Source organism: Streptomyces sp. NPDC001728, from assembly GCF_040297565.1.
In the GTDB taxonomy this organism is placed as follows: Bacteria; Actinomycetota; Actinomycetes; order Streptomycetales; family Streptomycetaceae; genus Streptomyces.
In genome coordinates, this window is sequence record NZ_JBEOZK010000003.1 from 55,384 (window position 1) to 71,759 (window position 16,376).

11 protein-coding genes are annotated in these 16,376 nt (G+C 73.7%); 7 read left to right on the forward strand and 4 right to left on the reverse strand.

The window, feature by feature from the left end:
* The first annotated feature begins 133 nt into the window (after positions 1-133).
* Together ABT154_RS05715 and ABT154_RS05720 are read left to right on the forward strand one after the other, a co-directional pair.
* Positions 134-1,039 (forward strand): Gfo/Idh/MocA family protein, encoded by a 906-nt coding sequence (locus ABT154_RS05715; RefSeq protein WP_351853306.1) that lies wholly within the window; start codon positions 134-136, stop codon positions 1,037-1,039.
* Positions 1,023-1,547, forward strand: coding sequence for a GNAT family N-acetyltransferase (locus ABT154_RS05720; RefSeq protein WP_351853307.1), 525 nt, complete (start codon positions 1,023-1,025; stop codon positions 1,545-1,547). The genes ABT154_RS05715 and ABT154_RS05720 overlap by 17 nt, the downstream gene beginning before the upstream one ends.
* On the opposite strand, the gene pdxR is transcribed toward ABT154_RS05720, so the two are convergent.
* Together pdxR and ABT154_RS05730 are read right to left on the reverse strand one after the other, a co-directional pair.
* Entirely contained in the window at positions 1,516-2,958 is a 1,443-nt protein-coding gene (gene pdxR, locus ABT154_RS05725; RefSeq protein WP_502969463.1) for a MocR-like pyridoxine biosynthesis transcription factor PdxR, read from the reverse strand. The genes ABT154_RS05720 and pdxR overlap by 32 nt on opposite strands.
* Before the next feature lie 263 nt (positions 2,959-3,221).
* Positions 3,222-3,656: a MarR family transcriptional regulator gene (locus tag ABT154_RS05730; RefSeq protein ID WP_351854221.1), complete on the reverse strand. Its 435-nt coding sequence runs from the start codon at positions 3,654-3,656 to the stop codon at positions 3,222-3,224.
* A 78-nt stretch (positions 3,657-3,734) separates the two neighbouring features.
* Between ABT154_RS05730 and ABT154_RS05735 the strand changes: the two genes are divergently transcribed.
* Positions 3,735-4,457: an alpha/beta fold hydrolase gene (locus ABT154_RS05735; RefSeq protein WP_351853309.1), complete on the forward strand. Its 723-nt coding sequence runs from the start codon at positions 3,735-3,737 to the stop codon at positions 4,455-4,457.
* Between the two features lie 55 nt (positions 4,458-4,512).
* Here the strand turns inward: ABT154_RS05735 and ABT154_RS05740 are convergent, their stop codons facing one another.
* Positions 4,513-4,872, reverse strand: a complete 360-nt coding sequence (locus tag ABT154_RS05740) for an arsenate reductase family protein (RefSeq protein ID WP_351853311.1) — start codon at positions 4,870-4,872, stop codon at positions 4,513-4,515.
* Between the two features lie 149 nt (positions 4,873-5,021).
* Between ABT154_RS05740 and ABT154_RS05745 the strand changes: the two genes are divergently transcribed.
* The 4 genes from ABT154_RS05745 to ABT154_RS05760 all read left to right on the forward strand — a co-directional run bounded on the left by ABT154_RS05745 (position 5,022) and on the right by ABT154_RS05760 (position 14,727).
* Positions 5,022-5,297, forward strand: a complete 276-nt coding sequence (locus ABT154_RS05745; RefSeq protein WP_351853314.1) for a hypothetical protein — start codon at positions 5,022-5,024, stop codon at positions 5,295-5,297.
* Positions 5,298-5,527: 230 nt separating this feature from the next.
* Entirely contained in the window at positions 5,528-6,373 is an 846-nt protein-coding gene (locus tag ABT154_RS05750) for a hypothetical protein (protein ID WP_351853316.1), read from the forward strand.
* On the forward strand, positions 6,366-9,599 hold the full coding sequence (locus ABT154_RS05755) for an ATP-binding protein (protein WP_351853318.1): 3,234 nt from the start codon (positions 6,366-6,368) through the stop codon (positions 9,597-9,599). Before ABT154_RS05750 ends, ABT154_RS05755 begins: the two co-directional genes overlap by 8 nt.
* Before the next feature lie 25 nt (positions 9,600-9,624).
* Positions 9,625-14,727 (forward strand): hypothetical protein, encoded by a 5,103-nt coding sequence (locus ABT154_RS05760; RefSeq protein ID WP_351853321.1) that lies wholly within the window; start codon positions 9,625-9,627, stop codon positions 14,725-14,727.
* 102 nt (positions 14,728-14,829) lie between these two features.
* Here ABT154_RS05760 and glnA read toward each other — a convergent pair whose 3' ends face one another.
* Complete coding sequence (gene glnA, locus ABT154_RS05765; protein ID WP_351853324.1) at positions 14,830-16,254, reverse strand: type I glutamate--ammonia ligase; 1,425 nt, start codon at positions 16,252-16,254, stop codon at positions 14,830-14,832.
* Positions 16,255-16,376 lie beyond the last annotated feature (122 nt).

A 16,376-nucleotide genomic window follows, 5' to 3' on the forward strand; every position in this document is an offset into this window, starting at 1 on the left:
GCGGGGCGAGCGGATTTCGGGGGAGGGGACGCGGGAGGGAAGAGGGAGAGTGCGGCGGGGGGTCGGGGTGGTGGGCCGGGCCGGGTGGCCGGGCCCCGGGTCGGTTGTCACTGGTGCGGGGCAGACTGGGGGCATGGCGAAGCACCTGGGTGGGAAGCCCCGTATCGGACTGCTCGGCACCGGCCCCTGGGCCGGGCGCACGCACGCGCCCGCGTTGGCCGGGCATTCCGGCATCGAGTTCAGCGGGGTGTGGGGCAGACGCCCCGAGGCGGCGGCCGAGCTCGCCGCCGCGTCGGGCACGCGCGCGTACGACGACGTGGACGCCCTCTTCGCGGCCAGCGACGCCGTGGCGCTCGCCCTCCCGCCGGACGTCCAGGCCCCGCTGGCCGTGCGCGCGGCGGAGGCCGGCTGTCACGTCCTCCTGGACAAGCCGGTGGCCACGACCGTGGCCGGGGCCCGCGCGGTCGCCGACGCGGTCGAGACCGCCGGGGTCGCCTCGGTGGTCTTCTGCACCCTGCGCTTCGCGGAGCCGACCGCCCGCTGGATCGAGGAGCAGGCCGCGGCGGACGGCTGGTTCCTGGGCGAGGCCCACTGGCTCGGCTCGCTCTACGGGCCGGGTTCCGCCAGCGCGTACGCGGCCTCCCCCTGGCGCCGCGAGAAGGGCGGCCTGTGGGACGTGGGCCCGCACGTGCTCTCCGTCTACCTGCCGGTCCTCGGCGACGTCACGGAGATCACGGCCGCCCGGGGTCCGGCGGACACCCACCACCTGGTCCTGCGGCACGCGTCGGGGGCGAGCAGCACGGCCACGCTCACCCTGAGCGCCCCGCCGGAGGCGGCGGAGGCGGCCCTCACCCTGTACGGCACCGCCGGACGCACCGAAATGCCCCGCTGGGACGGGGCGGTGGGGGCGTTCGGCACGGCCGTGGACGCCCTCGTCGCGGCGGCCCGCACGGGACGCCCGCACGACTGCGACGCCCGCTTCGGTCTCCGCCTGACCGAGATCCTCACGGAGGTGGAGCGGCGTGCCGCCGGCGCCTGAGCCCGGCGCGGGCCGGCCGGTCCTGCGGACTGTCACCCCGGCGGACTGGCCGCTCTGGCGCGAGGCCCGCGTGGTCGCGCTCACCACCTCGCCGGAGGCGTTCGGGGTCCGGCTCGCCGACTGGGGCCGGGGCGGTGAGGAACGGTGGCGGGCCCGGTTCGACGACCCGGAGACGTACGGGGTCCTCGCCCTGCTCGACGGCCGGCCGGTCGGACTCGCGGGCGGGCTCCTCGCGCCGGACGGCCTCCCGGAGCTGCGCTCCGTCTGGGTGGCGCCCGGGGCCCGCGGCCACGGCCTGGCCGCCCGCCTGATCGCCGCCGTCGAGACCTGGGCCCACGGCGGCGGGGCCACGGTCCTGCGGCTCTCCGTGCTCCGGGGCAACACCGAGGCGATCGCCCTGTACGAGCGCCTCGGCCATGCCCCCGCCGCCGTCCCCACGACAGCTCCCGCCACGCTTCCGTCGGCTCCCGAGCTGGTCATGACGAAGGTCCTGCCGGTGGCGGGCTGAGCGCCGTCCTGCCCGAGGCGCTGCCCGAGACGTCGCCCGAGGCGCCGCCCAGGGCCTCTCCCAAGCCCGCGCACAACGCGTCCAGAGCAGGGCCGAACAACCGCTCCGGCGGCGTGGCGTAGCCGACGACCAGGCCGTCCTGGTGGGGCCGGCCGCCGGCCTCCGGGTGGCGGTAGCCGGCGAGAGCCTCCACGGCGACGCCGTGCCGGGCCGCCGCCGCGACCGCCGCAGGCTCCGTGCCCGCCGGCAGTTCGACCACGGCGTGCAGTCCGGCGGCGATCCCCGTCACCCGGACCGCCGGCACCCGCTCGGCGAGCACCGCCGCCAGCCGGTCGCGCCGGGCCCGGTGCCGCTGCCGCATGCGCCGGACGTGCCGGTCGTACGCGCCGGAGGCGAGGAACCCTGCGAGCGTGAGCTGTTCGGTGGCCGAGGTGTGCGGCTCGCGCACGCCCTTCGCCGCGACGACCCGGTCCACCAGGCCGGCCGGCAGGCACATCCAGCCGATCCGCAACGCGGGGGAGAGGCTCTTGCTGACGGAGCCGAGGAGGACGGTCCGGTCCGGGTCGAGACCCTGGACCGCGCCCACCGGCCGCCGGTCGTAGCGGAACTCCCCGTCGTAGTCGTCCTCGACCACCAGACCGCCGGAGACCCGCGCCCACTCCAGGACCCCGGCCCGCCGCTCGGGGTGCAGCGGTCCGCCGGTGGGGAACTGGTGGGCGGGGGTCAGCAGCACCGCGCGCGCGTGGCGGGGGATCTCGGCGGTCCGCGCCCCGTTCCCGTCGACGGCGACGGGCACGGTCGCGATCCCGGCCTCGGTGAGGAGCCCGCGGTGGAAGGGCAGCCCGTACTCCTCCACGGCCCAGGGACCCGCCGCCCCGCCGCCGAGGACCCGGGCGAGCAGCCGCAGCGCGTGCGCGGCGCCCGAGCAGATCACGATCCGGTCCGCGGCGGTCCGTACGCCCCGGACCCGCGCGAGGTACTCGGCGAGCGCGTGCCGCAGTTCGGTCCGGCCCTGCGGGTCGCCGATGCCGAAGGCCTCGTGCGGGGCGTCCGTCAGCGCGTGCCGGGCCGCCGCGAGCCAGGCGGCGCGCGGGAACGAGCCGGGGTCGGGCTTGCCCTGGACCAGGTCGTACGGGAGCGGCGGCGGCGCGGCCGGCCGCACCGGGCCGGGGGAGGGCGCCGCGACCCGGTCGGCGACGCGGGTCCCGGAGCCCTGGCGGGAGGTGAGCCAGCCCTCGGCGACGAGTTCGGCGTAGGCGTCGGCGACGGTGTTGCGGGCGATGCCGAGGTCGGCGGCGAGCGAGCGGTAGGGCGGCAGCCGGGTGCCGGGGGCGAGCCGCCCGGAGCGCACGGCCTCGCGCAGCGCCCCGGCGAGCGCGGCCCGCCGCCCGCCGGCGCCGCCGAGATCCAGGTGCAGATCGACACCGAGAGCGTGGGCTCCGCCGCGCGGGTCGGGGTGGGGGCGCGGGTCGTCGTCGGGGCCGCTGAGCCCGCCGCTTCCGCCCGGCGTTCGGTGCAGGTCTTCACCGGGGTCACCGGGGTCACCGGGGTCACCGGGGTCACCGGGCTCACCGGGCTCACCGAGCCGGTCGGCCCCGTCGGCCCCGTCGGCCCCATCCGCCCCGCCCGGTTCGCCGCGCACTTCCCCGCCCAGCCCCTCGCCGTCCCCGCCCGTCACCGGTCCTCCCCGCCGCCCAGCAGGTCCCGTACCCCCGTCAGGAACCGTCGTACGGCCTCCTTCTCGCCCTCATCGAAGCCGTCGAGCAGCGTCACCGCCCCGTCGCTCAGGGGGCCGAAGTGCGCGCGGCCGAGTTCCTCGGCGTGTTCCTCCACGGTGAGCAGTACCCGCCGCCGGTCGCGGGTGTCGCGTACGCGGGCCACGTACCCCAGGCGTTCGAGGCGGTCGACGACGGCGGTCGTGCCGGCCGAGTTGAGGCCGAGCCGCTCGCCGAGCCACCCGGCGGTCGCGTCAGTGCCCGCGCGTTCGGCGTCGAGGAGCGAGATCAGGGCGCGGACGTCCGTGGGGTGCATGCCGTTCCGCGCGGCGAACTCGCCCTGTCGCAGGCCGTATTCGACCGTGACCTCGCGGAGCAGGTGAAAGATCCGCATCTCGGGTGACTCCGCCACCACGTCCTCCTATTATCTCGTTCATCGAGATTATCGCCGAACGAGAGGATCGTACCGACCGTGTCCGACCGCTTCGACTCCGTGTACGACGCACTCCTGGCGACCTGGCCGCACCCCACGACCGTCACGGAAATCGCCACCCCGTACGGCACCACGCACCGGGTCCACGCCGTCGACCTCGTCGGCGGACCTGGCCGCAGCAGGCCGGGTGACCGCCCGATCCGTACCGCCGCCGACCTGACGGCCTGGCTCGACGCCCTGCTCGACGGCCTGGGGATCGCGTCGGCGGCGTTCTGCGGCCACTCGTACGGCGCGTGGATCGCCCTCCGGTACGCACTCGCGTCCCCCGCCCGCACCGACCGCCTCGTCCTGCTCGACCCCACCGGCTGCTTCGCCGGCTTCCGCCCGGGCTACCTGCTGCGGGCCCTGCCGATGCTGCTGCGCCCGAGACCCGCGCGGACGGCGGCGTTCCTGGCGTGGGAGACGGGCGGCGCGGAGTACGACCCGGCGGTACGGAGGCTCGACGCCCTCGCGGCGGACCTGCCCCGGCGCCGCCCGGTCACCGGCCCCCGCCCCACGGCAGCCGAACTCTCGGGGCTGCGCCCGCCGGTGCTGCTGCTCCTGGCCGGAGCGGGCCGGGCCCATGACGCCCGTCGGGTGGCGGCCGGCGCGACGGCCCTGGGCCTGCGGGCGGACATCGTCCCGGCCGCGACCCACCACACGCTGCCGGCCGCTCTGGGCCCCGCCGAGCTGGCCCGTATCGCGGGCTTCCTCCGGGACTGACCCGACAGCCGGGACCGCGAGGCCGACGCGGCGCGACCGGGCCGGCCCCACCGGCTCAGCGCGACAGCGCGTCCCGGACCGCCTCCTCGGAGCGGCCCACGACCGCGGTGCCGTCCTCGGCGGTGATGATCGGCCGCTGGATGAGCTTCGGGTGCGCGGAGAGCGCCTCGATCCACCGGTCGCGGCCCCCGGCGTCGCGCGGCCACTCCTTCACGCCCAGCTCCTTGGCGACGGCCTCCTCCGTCCGTGTGATGTCCCACGGTTCGAGCCCGAGCCGGTCCAGCACCTGCCGGATCTCGTCGGTGGAGGGCACGTCCTCCAGGTAGCGGCGCACGGTGTACTCGGCGCCCTCGGCGTCGAGCAGGGTGAGGGCGCCGCGGCACTTGGAACAGGCGGGATTGATCCAGATCTCCATGGCTCCCACGGTACCCCCCAAGCCTCCCTCCACCACCCCCCAAACCCTGCCTGGCCAGGGGCGATTGTCAGTGGGGGTCACTAAAATGGTGGGTGAAGGCGAGGGCCCCGGGGAGGGCTCGCGCCCCACCGTCCGCCAGGAGGTAGCCCATGGCACTCGCCGTGATCCGGACTCCGTCCCTCGAACCCTGGAAGCCCCTGCAGAGGAAGGCGCTCCCCGCGGGCCGCCCCCGCGAGTGGTACGTGTCGCACAACCGGCGCCTGAAGGCCATGCGCCTGTCGATCGCCCTGCTCGACGCCGGGGTCTACATCCCGTCGAAGGCCACGGACGCGAAGATACGCAGCACGGCCGTCACCCTCGGCATCCGCCCGCCCTCGGACACCACCTGCCGCATGGTCCGGTCCCTGATCCGCTACGGCCGCTGACCGGAGGAGAGCGAGCGACGGACCGGCCGCTCCCGGGACACTCTGGGGCGGCCGGTCCGGGTTTCCCGGTGTCCGGCCGACCCTGGCCGACAGGCCGGCCGCCCAACTGCACGGTGAGATAAGGGAGGAGAGGGGCCGTCACCTTCGCGCCTCCTCCCTCCCGGTCGTTCGGGGCTATTCTTCTGGCAAGCTCGGCCGGACGTTCCGGCCCGTCATCGGGGGAGGCGAACGTGGCCCGCATCGTCGGCGTACACGGCATCGGTTGGTCCTGGCGGTCGCGCGAGGAGATGCACGAGACGTGGCACGGAGCGCTGCGCACCGGCCTGCGGAACATCCGCTACGCCGAAGCCGCGACGGTGTCGTTCGAAGCGGCCTTCTACGGACACCTGTACAACGGCGGCACGGGCAAGGCCGGCGGTGGCGCGCTCTACACCGCCGCCGACGTGGCCGACGGCTTCGAGTACGAACTCCTGGAGGCCATGGCCAGGGAGGCGGACCCGGCGGCCTTCGACGAGGACGGCGCCGAGCCGGCCGCCAAGGGGGGCGTCGTCCGCGGCGCTCAGGCCTGCCTCAGCATCCTGGAGCGGACGCCGTACCTCGGCGGAATCACCGCCTCGGTCCTCATCCGCCAGATCAAGCAGGTGCACCGGTACTTCGAGGAACCGGCCCTCGGCGAGGAGATCCGGGCCGAGCTGGAGACGGCGATCCAGGAGGACACCCGGGTGGTCCTCGCCCACTCGCTGGGCAGCGTGGCCGCCTACGAGGTCCTGTGGAAGCTCAAGGACGTCCGGATCGACACCCTGGTCACCATGGGCTCGCCGCTCGGGCTGAAGTCCATCCGCCGCCGACTGGCCCGCTCGGCCGACGCGGAGCCGGGGCGCCCGCCGTCCGTCCGCCGCTGGGTGAACGTGGCCGCGGAGCAGGACGTCGTCGCCCTGCGCAAGCAGCTGAAGACCCTCTACAACGACGAAGTCGAGGACTTCGGCGTCACCAACCCCCTGCTCCACATGCACGACTGCACCCGCTACCTCGCCAACGTGTGGACCGCTCGCGCAGTCGAGGCAGCTCTTGGGTGAGCGGTGGTTCCTCCTGGCCGGGGAGGGCGAATACGGCGAGGGCAGTGGCCTGGCGCGGCTCGAACACGTACCGCACGAACTGAGCTCGATGCGCCGCACGCTCCAGGACCTGGGGATGCGGGAGATCCGCAGGCCCGGCCCGGGGGAGCGGGGCCTGCACCAGGTGTGCGCGGACCTCGGCAAGTGGCTGGAGACGGTGAGGAGCGGTGAGCAGGAGCCGCCGCTGTCCCTGTTCGTCTACTGCACGGGACACGGCGAGAGGGAGGGCGTGAACTGGGGCCTGGCCCTGCCGACGCACACGAAGTCGGCGAAGGACCTCCTTCCGCCGCAGAAGATCATCAACACCTTGTACGGGAGCGACGACGAACTCAGGAAGACCCTCTTCGGCCAGGCGGTCCTCGTTCTCGACGCCTGCTACTCCGAGTCCGGCGCGGCCGACGCCATGGGCACCCTCCGGAGTCAGGCCGCCCTCGGGCGTGTCGACTACGACGCCTGGGTGATCGCCACGGCTCGCAGGACGCAGCAGGCCGGACAGCTCGCCTTCGCCCGCGCCTTCGCCAAGACGCTCGAACACAGCCCCGGCACATCGCAGTTCATCGATCCCACGGTCCTCGTGGAGCGGGTCAACGGCCACCTGCCGACGGTCGAACAGGAGGTCTGGGTGTACTCCGCCGGCCGCGGGAGCTGCCGCGCGCTGCCCGATCCGGCGTACATGCCCCGAACCTCCCCCGACTGGCTCGACGGCCTCGACGAGTGGTCCCACCTCGCACGAGGCCGGAGCCGACCGCGGCAGGAGGGCTGGTACTTCTCCGGCCGGGCCGAGGAGCAGCGGCGTCTCCGCGCGTTCATCGCCGGCGGCGGACCGGCCGGGCCGCTCATCCTGCGGGGCGCGGCCGGGGTCGGCAAGAGTGCGCTGCTGGGGCATCTGGCCGTGTGCGGGAAGCCCGAGTGGCGGCGGCGGCTGCCGCCCGTCGCCCGGCGGCGGAGCGGGGGCCTGATCCTCCCGGACGACTCCGTGCACGCGCTGGTGTCCGCCCAGGACGCCACCGTGTCGGGCCTGGCCCGGCGGATCGGCCGGGCGCTCGGCCTCGGCCTGGAGGGCACCCCGACGCCGGACGAGCTGTGCGAGGCCCTGGAGGCCCTGCCTCCCCGGACCGTACTGGTGGACGACCTCCACCTGGCCGACGGCGGGCCCGCGGCCCTGGTCACGGAGCTGCTCGACCCGCTCGCCGAGTACGCGCGGACGACCGTCATCGCCTCGGCCGGTCACGACCCGGCCGCCGACAGGGTGTGGCAGGACCGCCAGCTGCCGGTGTTCCAGCTAGGCACCGACGACGAGGGCGTCCGCGCGTATGTCGACGCCCGGCTGCGCCATGCTTCGACGGCCGGCGGGGGCACCCCCGGAACCCCGTCCCGGAGGGGCGTCGGCGCGATCGCCGCCGCCTGCCACGGACACTTCGGAGCGGCGGTCCACGCGGTCGACGAGTTCCTCCGCACCCCGCCGCACGGCGACGGCGCGGCGAGCGCGCGGGACGCGGCGGGGAAGCGGCTGCGGACCTTCCATCTGAGCCTGCTCGCCGCCCGGGACCACTCGGATGTCTGGTGCCGGGCGATGCTGGAACCGGTACGGGCGGCAGCCGAGTGCGGGCACGAGGCCGGGCTGACCGCCGAGCACTGGGCGGCCCTCGCCACGGCCTCGGACCACTCCGGCGGGACGTATGGCCCGGAGGACGCGAGGGAGGCCGCGGAACTGCTGGGCGACTCGGTGACGAACACCGCGGCCGTTACGGGTGAGGGCAGCGGTACGGGCAGGGGCACCCGTAAGGGAAGCGGCTCAGGCCCCGCCCCGCAGCCCCCCGCGTGGCGCCTCGCCACCCCCTTCGCGCCGCGGCCCTCCGGGTCGGAGTTCGCCGAGGCGGTACGGGAGTGCCTGCCCGTCCACGCGTCCGAGGGGGCCGGGATCGACTGGGCGGCCGACACGGCGCTGACCGCCCTGTTCGGGGACGTCGCCCGGCACCACCGCCGGGATTTCGCCGCCGAACTCTCCTCGCCGGCCTTCTGGAACGCGCTGCCCGCCGGCGCCCTCGCCCGACAGCTGCGGGACGGAGGGCGAGACGCCCTGCCGGACGCGGTCGGTGCGGGGGTACGGACCCAGAAGCCCGGACTCCACCCGGCTGAGCGGGCGTTCCAGCTGAAGCTCTCCCTCCTCAGGGCCGGGGAGGACGGACGCGATCTGGACCCGCGCGGCTCCGGCGCCGGGGTCGACATCCTGTGGGCCACCCCCAAGGACGAGGTGGCCGTACCCGACCTCCTCGCGGTCGCGGGCGCGGGGGGCGAGGGTTTCGTGGTGACCACCCACGGCGACGCGTCCGTACAGCTGTGGAACCTCGCGGACGGCGCGCCACTCGTCGAGCCGGTGAGGTCCGAGGAGGACGGCATCGCCACGCACATGGCGCTCGCCGTCGTCGGCGGCGAACCCGTCGTCGCGCTCGTCACGGACGGCGCGGGACTGCTCTGGCGACCGCTCTCGGGAGAGGACCCGGAGCCGCTGGCCGCCCTGGACGGGGCCACGGCGATCTCGCTGCACGGCGACGGGCTGCTCGCCGTCGCCAGGGGCGCGCGGATCGAGGTCGTCGAATGGGGCGCCACCGGGCGGACCAGGTCGTTCGCCGTGCCGGGATCGAGCCGGGTGACCCAGGTCCACCTGGGCGGCCCGGCCGGTGACGTACGGCTCGTCGCCACCACCGAGTTCGGCACCGTGACCGCCCGCGTCCAGGACACGGGAGTGTCGGCGGTACGACGGCAGCCGCTGCTCATGCCCGCGACGCAGCACGCCGTGGTGTCGTCGACCGGCCGCACCGTGGCGATGCTCGACCAGGGCGGGGGCCTGTTCGTGTGGGACGAGAGCAGGGGGACGCGGGGCCTGGACCTGCCCGCCGCCCGTGACGGCGCGGTCGCGCTCGCCGTCGGCGACAGCCTGGCGGCGGCGGCCGGGGACGCGAAGAACCCCTGGCTGTGCGTCCGCCCGATCACCCCCGGCGACGAACGCCCGACACCCCGGCTGCCGCTGCCGGACCAGCCGATCGCGCTGGCCCTCGACGCGGACGGCTCCCGCCTGGTGGTGGCCGACGTACGAGGGGTGTTCTGCCTCGACGTCAGCCCCGACGCGCCCCGACCGGATCCGGCCGAACCGGACCCGCCCGGACCCGCCCCGACCCGTTCCTGAGGACCGACCGCAGTGAGGAGGCAAGATGACGGTTCTCGACTCCGTCTCGGCACGCGAGGGTGTCATCGGCGCGCTGCTCGCCCTCGACGCCGTCCTGGCGAAGCGTCAGGAGGCCGCCCCGCGCACGCCCTTCGACGTCCTGCTCGAAAGGCTCCACGCCCAGGGGGTCCGGCCCCTGCTCCAGGAGGCGGAGCGCAGGGGGCTGCGCGGTGCGGCGCTGGGCATCCCGGACCGGTTCGTGACCGATGGCTCCGGGCGCGTAGGCCTCGAACTCCTCGTCGACCTGCTCTCCGACCCGCAGGCCTGCGAGGGACCGTACGCCGAGCTGGTGACGCACCTCCAGGCCGTCGAGGGCCTGGAGGAGGACCTCTCCCAGCTGTACGAATGGGCCTGCTCACCCGACAGCGGCCCGTACGTCCCCGAGCGTGACGCCCCAGGACCCGGGAAGGACGCCACCGGGGAGTCGACCGCCCCCGAGGCCACCTCCGCCACCCACCTGGACGTCACCGTCCTCCACCCCGCCGCCGACCCGGACCTGCCCCCCACGGCCTGGGCGGCCCGGTTCGTCCTGGAGAGCAAGACCGGCGACACCGCCATGGGCCACGACGACGCGGTCCGGGAGCTGGCCCGCATCACCAGGAAGTGGAGCTCCGTCACCCCGGCCACCAACAGGGCCTCCGACAGCGGCGCCGAGCCCGTACGGACCCTGCTCTTCCAGCTGGGGATCGACGAGGAACTCGTGGGGGACCCGAAGCCGAAGCTGGCGGTCCCCGGCCTGCTGCCGCCGACCCGCGTCGACGACACCACCGTGACCCTGCCCGCCGCCCTCCGGCTGCTGTCACGGACCCTCGGCGCGCCCGAACTGCCCTACCCCGCGCCCGGTGTGCTCGCCGCCGGCGCGTACGCGCTGCCCCACCTCAACCCGACGACGCAGTTCCAGGCCATGGACCCCGCCGAGGCGGCCCTGCGCGCCGGAGCCGGCGGCGGCGGGCTCGTCCATCCCGGCCACGGCGGCTGGTTCCGTACCTCCGCCGGGGACCCGGCCCCGACGCTCGCGGTCGCGGACCCCGGTCTCACCCTGGCGGGCGCGGCCCGCGCCTACTGGGGCGAGGCCTGGGACGCCTGGACGCGGAACTGGCACACGAGCGAACTGAGCGCCACCGGCTGGAGCCTCTACGACTGGACACGGACACAGCCCGACCGGCAGCACCTCCCCGACATCCGCACCGACCAGGTCGACAGCCTCGTGGCGATCTTCCAGGAACCGGAACGCAAGGTGGCCGTTCTGGGAGGGCCGTCCGGTTCCGGGAAGAGCTGCATCGCCCGCTGCACGGCACGGGCGCTCGCCGAGACCGGGCGGCGGGTGATCATGCTCGTCCCCGGCAACCGGGCGTTCCCGAGCGGTGACGTCCTCGCCGAAGGCGTACGGCACGCCCTCGGCAGTCTCGGAGCCCCGGAACAGCCGGACTCCGGCTGCCCCGTGGTCATCCTCGACGCCATCCGGCCGATGGGCGAGACGGACGTCGACCACGTGCTGCCCGCCGTGTCGGCGGAGCTCGGCGTCAGCGTGCTCGCCTGCCTCGAGTACGACATCAACTCGCAACACGACTGGCAGGCGGCGAACCTCACCGTCGTCCACTCCGTCGTCCGCCCCGCCGCCCTCCTCGACCTGGCCTTCCGCGCCCGGCAGATCCACGGGGACGAGGTCGCCGGGAACGCCCGCTTCATCGAGGCCCTGGCGCGCCGCTGCGTCCACGACCTCAGCCGCTTCGTCAACGGGCTGTGCCACTACCGGGGCGGGAACGACAAGCCCGAGCGCCTGGAGGAGGAACTGCGACAGGCCTTCAACGACCCCGAACTGGGGGCCGACACACAGGACCTGGCCGCCGTCGTCGCGGCCGTCTCCCTGCTCGGCGGGAACGTGGCCGTCCCCGAGGAGGAGCGCGCCCCCCTCTTCAGGATCGGCGCCGCCCCGGACGGAGCCCCCGACCGGCTCCGCTTCCCCAGCCACGTCGACTGCCGCACGATCCTGGACGCCCACGCCGAGCTCGTCCACCCCGAGGAGGCCGACCGGCCGCGCCGCCACGACCAGGTCGCCGACCTCGTCGCCAAGGAACTCTTCCGCGACCTGGAGGACCGCCGCAGCGGGCTGCTGCCCGTGCTCCGCGGCGCGCGCCTGTACGACGAGCGCACCTGCCGGACCCTCGCGGAGCGCCTGCTCGACCCCGAGCACGAGGACGACTTCGCCAGGTGGCGCCGGAACGCCTCGCCGGTGGGCATCGCGCTGGTGCTGCTCGCGATGGACTCCTCACTCGGCGAGAAGGTGATCGGCAAGCTGCTCAAGACCCTCGTGGCGCGGCTGCCGGAGATCACCCTGCGGTCCGCACGCGACCTGCTGGCCGTGATCCGCGCGATCCACCGGCACCGGCACCGTTTCAGCGACTCCCAGTTCGACACCCTCGCGGTGTGGATGGTGGAGCGGTTCGAGGACCTGCTGGCGGCCAGGCCGAGGGCCGGTGACGGGCTCTACAGCGTGCTGGAGCAGCTCAGCCGCTTCCACGATCCGCGCCTCGACCAGATCGTGGCCAAGCGCGGATCGGAGACCCTGATCCGCCTCAACCCCGACAAGGCCCTCGACTACCGCACGGTCAGCCGGGTCGAACGCCTGGTGCGCCGCGCCGGCAACGACATCGGCAATCCGGAGTACGCCTCCTGGGTCCAGAACGAGGCCGAGGTCCGCAAGCTCCTCGAACACGACCCCGATCCCGCCCGCGGCATCGCGCTGTACGTCGCGTCCCTCGTCCTGCGGGCACGCTACGACCCCGACTACGAGGACTGGGACGTCGTCTTCGTACGGCACGAGACGCGCATCCGGCAGGCGCTGCGGCACGCCGGCGCGGTGGACCTGCGGTACGCGCTGGAGGAGGCCCGCGACTACCAGCTCGCCTTCGTCACCAAGCTGCTCAACGACAAGAAGATCAACAAGGGGGACGGCTTCGGCGTCGCCATCCACAACGCCCTGCGCACCGCGACCCCGACGGACGCGGCCCTGCTGCTCCGGACGACCAGCGAGATCCACGACTACACCGCCCGCCACGCGCTGTACGGCGACCGCGCGGAGCGCCCCGACGCCGGTCTCGCGCGCGCCCTCGCCCAGCAGGTGCGGGGCAACCAGGACGCCAAGGGCGCCGGTCTGCTGCTGTCGGCGACGGCGCGCGTCGACGAGCTGTTCCTGACCGAGAAGAAGGGCTTCGGCCAGTTCCTCGCCGAGGAACTCGGCAAGGACTGGGTGCGCGCCCGGCTGGAGGAGGACCCGCGGATCTCCATCCAGTACCACCTGATCAAGGGCATCTGGGAGGCCAACGCTCCCTTCCGGGAGGAGTGCCTCGACCTGTTCGTGGACGTCGTCGCCGGGGTGCTGAACCGCTCGATGCGGCCCTGGGGCCCGCAGGCCGCGCTGCTGATGGGGCAGGACGAGGAGTTCGGAGCGGAGTTCCTGGAGAAGCTGGGCCGCCACGTGCCGGACAAGAAGCTCTTCGACGGGATGAAGGAAGCGCCCATCGCGGACGCCCGGCGCTACTTCCACCAGCTCGGCCGCGCCATGTACCAGGGGCTGCCGAGCCAGTACGTCAACGAGCACGACGCGGCTGTCTTCATCGAGCGGATGGCCTCCGCCTCGCCCTCGTCGGCGGCGCTGTGCGCCCGCGAGGTCGCCAGGACGCTGGTCGACGGCGGTGTGCCGGTGGAGGACGCCGGGCTGTGGGTGCTGCGGAAGAACGGCGCCGAGACCCCGGAGTCGGTGGGCCGGCGCTGGGGCGCGCAGATCAGCCGGGGGGCCGGCGCCAGCCAGGTCACCGAGGTCATCAACGTACTGGCCGGGCTGAACGGAGCCACCGCCGCGGCGACCCTCGCGTATCTCCAGGCCAAGGAGGTCGTCCGGCGCAGACGCAGGGACAGCCTGCTGCGGGACAAGGTGCGCCAGGCCGTGTACAACGACCCCGCCGAGGCGGCCCGGCTGCTGACGGCGGTGGAACGGACGTCCGAGGGCGCCGGTGTCGCGCTGATGCGCGACCTCCAGGGCGAGGGCGGCGCGTGGAACGCCTTCACCAGCGAGGTCGCCCACATCCAGCACCCCAGCCAGCAGTACCAGATCGTCCGTCAGCTGGTGGCGCTCGGGCTGCGGTCCGGCGGCATCCACTCGAAGTGGGTGGACAACCTCCGCAAGCGGCACGAGGCGACCGTCAGACAGGTGACCAGCCCGGCCGCGCTCGCCGACGTCCTGCGGCTGGCCCTGATCTGGGACGCCGAGTGGGCCTGCCGGCTGGCCGCGGCCGTCCCCGGGCAGCGGCTGGCCCGGAGGCTCGGATTCGCGCGGGTGCGGGACCTGACGCACCTGCCCTCGCTGCTGTCGCTGCTGGTGAGGGCGGAAGCCGAGGAGCCCGTACGGCTGCTGCTCGACGAACTGGAGGAGCTGCCGCCCGAGTCCCTGGTGAAGCGGCTCAACCCCTTCTCCGTCGATGTGCTGCTGGACGTCACACTCAGGGTGCGGCCGGACTTCGCCCACCGTCTGGCGCCCGCCGTGGCCGAGGCCGTCGACGGTCAGATACGGCGCGATGTGGTGCTCGACGAGGCGAAGCACTGGAACGAGATCGGCTGGATGGCGAACTCCCTGCACACGATGAACAAGGCCGGGCTGCTCTCCCCGCAGATCCCGAAGCGGAGCCCCAACCCGTCCTACCCGTACGCCACCGCCTGGGGCGCGATGTGGCTGCCCCGCCAGAACTGGACCCGGGAGACCCTCGGCGGCGTGGCCGAGCACATCGTGAACCCGGCGGTCTCCGGCTCCCACGCGGTCTTCGTCGCCTACGCCTACGCGTCGGCCGAGGGCCGCACCGATGAGCTGCGCTCCCCGGACGGCTCCTGGCCAGGCCTCGGCAGGTGCAGCGCCCGCGCGGTCGCCGCCCTCCAGCGGATGTCCGAGCACGACCCGGCCCTGCGCACCGCGCTGCTCGCCCAGCAGACCGACCTGGTGGCCCTGCTGGACCGGCCCATGGCCCAGGCGGACGGCTATGTGAAGGCGGCCCGTGCCTGGTTCGTCCCCGACACCCGCACGGCCCGACGGGCGTAGGGACTGTCAGCACGCACGAACGAGGGCTGCCCCCTCCTCCCGAGGGAGGAGGGGGCAGCCCCATGTGCGTGTCGTACGACGGATCCGCGGGTCGGAGGACCTTTAGAGGTCGAAGTACAGCTCGAACTCGTGCGGGTGCGGGCGCAGCTGGATCGGGGCGATCTCGTTCGTGCGCTTGTAGTCGATCCACGTCTCGATCAGGTCCGAGGTGAAGACGCCGCCGGCCTGGAGGTACTCGTTGTCCTCCTCCAGGGCGGTGAGGACGGCCTCCAGGTTGGTCGGGACCTGGGGGACGTTGGCGTGCTCCTCGGGAGCCAGCTCGTAGAGGTCCTTGTCGATCGGCTCCATCGGCTCGATCTTGTTCTTGACGCCGTCGAGACCCGCGAGCAGCAGCGCCGAGAAGGCGAGGTACGGGTTGGAGGACGGGTCCGGCGCGCGGAACTCGACGCGCTTGGCCTTCGGGTTCGAGCCCGTGATCGGGATGCGCATGGCGGCGGAGCGGTTGCGCTGCGAGTACACCATGTTGACCGGGGCCTCGAAGCCCGGGACCAGGCGGTGGTACGAGTTCACCGTCGGGTTGGTGAAGGCGAGCAGCGACGGCGCGTGCTTGAGGATGCCGCCGATGTAGTAGCGGGCCATGTCCGAGAGGCCGGCGTAGCCCGTCTCGTCGTAGAACAGCGGGTCGCCGTTCGACCACAGCGACTGGTGGACGTGCATGCCCGAGCCGTTGTCGCCGAAGATCGGCTTCGGCATGAAGGTCGCGGTCTTGCCGTTGCGCCAGGCGACGTTCTTCACGATGTACTTGAAGAGCATCAGGTCGTCGGCCGCGGCGAGCAGCGTGTTGAACTTGTAGTTGATCTCGGCCTGGCCGGCGGTGCCGACCTCGTGGTGCTGGCGCTCGACCTGGAGGCCGACGTTCTCCAGCTCCAGGGAGATCTCGGAGCGCAGGTCGGCGAAGTGGTCGACCGGCGGGGCCGGGAAGTAGCCGCCCTTGTAGCGGACCTTGTAGCCGCGGTTGTTCTCCTCCGAGCCGCTGTTCCAGGCGCCGGCCTCGGAGTCGATGTGGTAGAAGCCCTGGTTCGCCGAGGTCTCGAAGCGCACCGAGTCGAAGACGTAGAACTCGGCCTCGGGGCCGAAGTACGCGGTGTCGGCGAGGCCGGTGGACGCGAGGTACGCCTCGGCCTTCTTCGCGATGTTCCGCGGGTCACGGCTGTACTGCTCGCCCGTGATCGGGTCGTGGATGAAGAAGTTGATGTTGAGCGTCTTGTCGCGGCGGAAGGGGTCCACACGGGCCGTCGACAGGTCGGCGCGGAGCGACATGTCGGACTCGTGGATGGCCTGGAAACCGCGGATCGACGAGCCGTCGAAGGCGAGCTCCTCCGCCGGGTCGAAGGCCGTCGCCGGGATCGTGAAGTGCTGCATCACGCCCGGAAGGTCGCAGAACCGGACGTCGACCATCTTGACGTCGTTGTCCTTGATGAACTTGTTGACCTCGTCGGCGTTCTGGAACCCGTGCTTCTCGGACATCCAACTCCTCCTACTCCCGGCCCGGGGAGGGGCGGGGTTGCAGCTCGGTCGTGCGGCCAGTGCGGTGGCACACGCTGGACCCGACCATAGGCAGACGGGATTTCTCAAGCATGACCCAATTG

Bases quoted from the DNA above. Each gene is read 5' to 3' on its own strand.
- ABT154_RS05715 (WP_351853306.1), top strand. From the start codon at position 134: ATGGCGAAGCACCTGGGTGGGAAGCCCCGTATCGGACTGCTCGGCACC.
- ABT154_RS05730 (WP_351854221.1), bottom strand. From the start codon at position 3,656: ATGCGGATCTTTCACCTGCTCCGCGAGGTCACGGTCGAATACGGCCTG.
- ABT154_RS05740 (WP_351853311.1), bottom strand. From the start codon at position 4,872: ATGGAGATCTGGATCAATCCCGCCTGTTCCAAGTGCCGCGGCGCCCTC.
- ABT154_RS05745 (WP_351853314.1), top strand. From the start codon at position 5,022: ATGGCACTCGCCGTGATCCGGACTCCGTCCCTCGAACCCTGGAAGCCC.
- ABT154_RS05760 (WP_351853321.1), top strand. From the start codon at position 9,625: ATGACGGTTCTCGACTCCGTCTCGGCACGCGAGGGTGTCATCGGCGCG.
- glnA (WP_351853324.1), bottom strand. From the start codon at position 16,254: ATGTCCGAGAAGCACGGGTTCCAGAACGCCGACGAGGTCAACAAGTTC.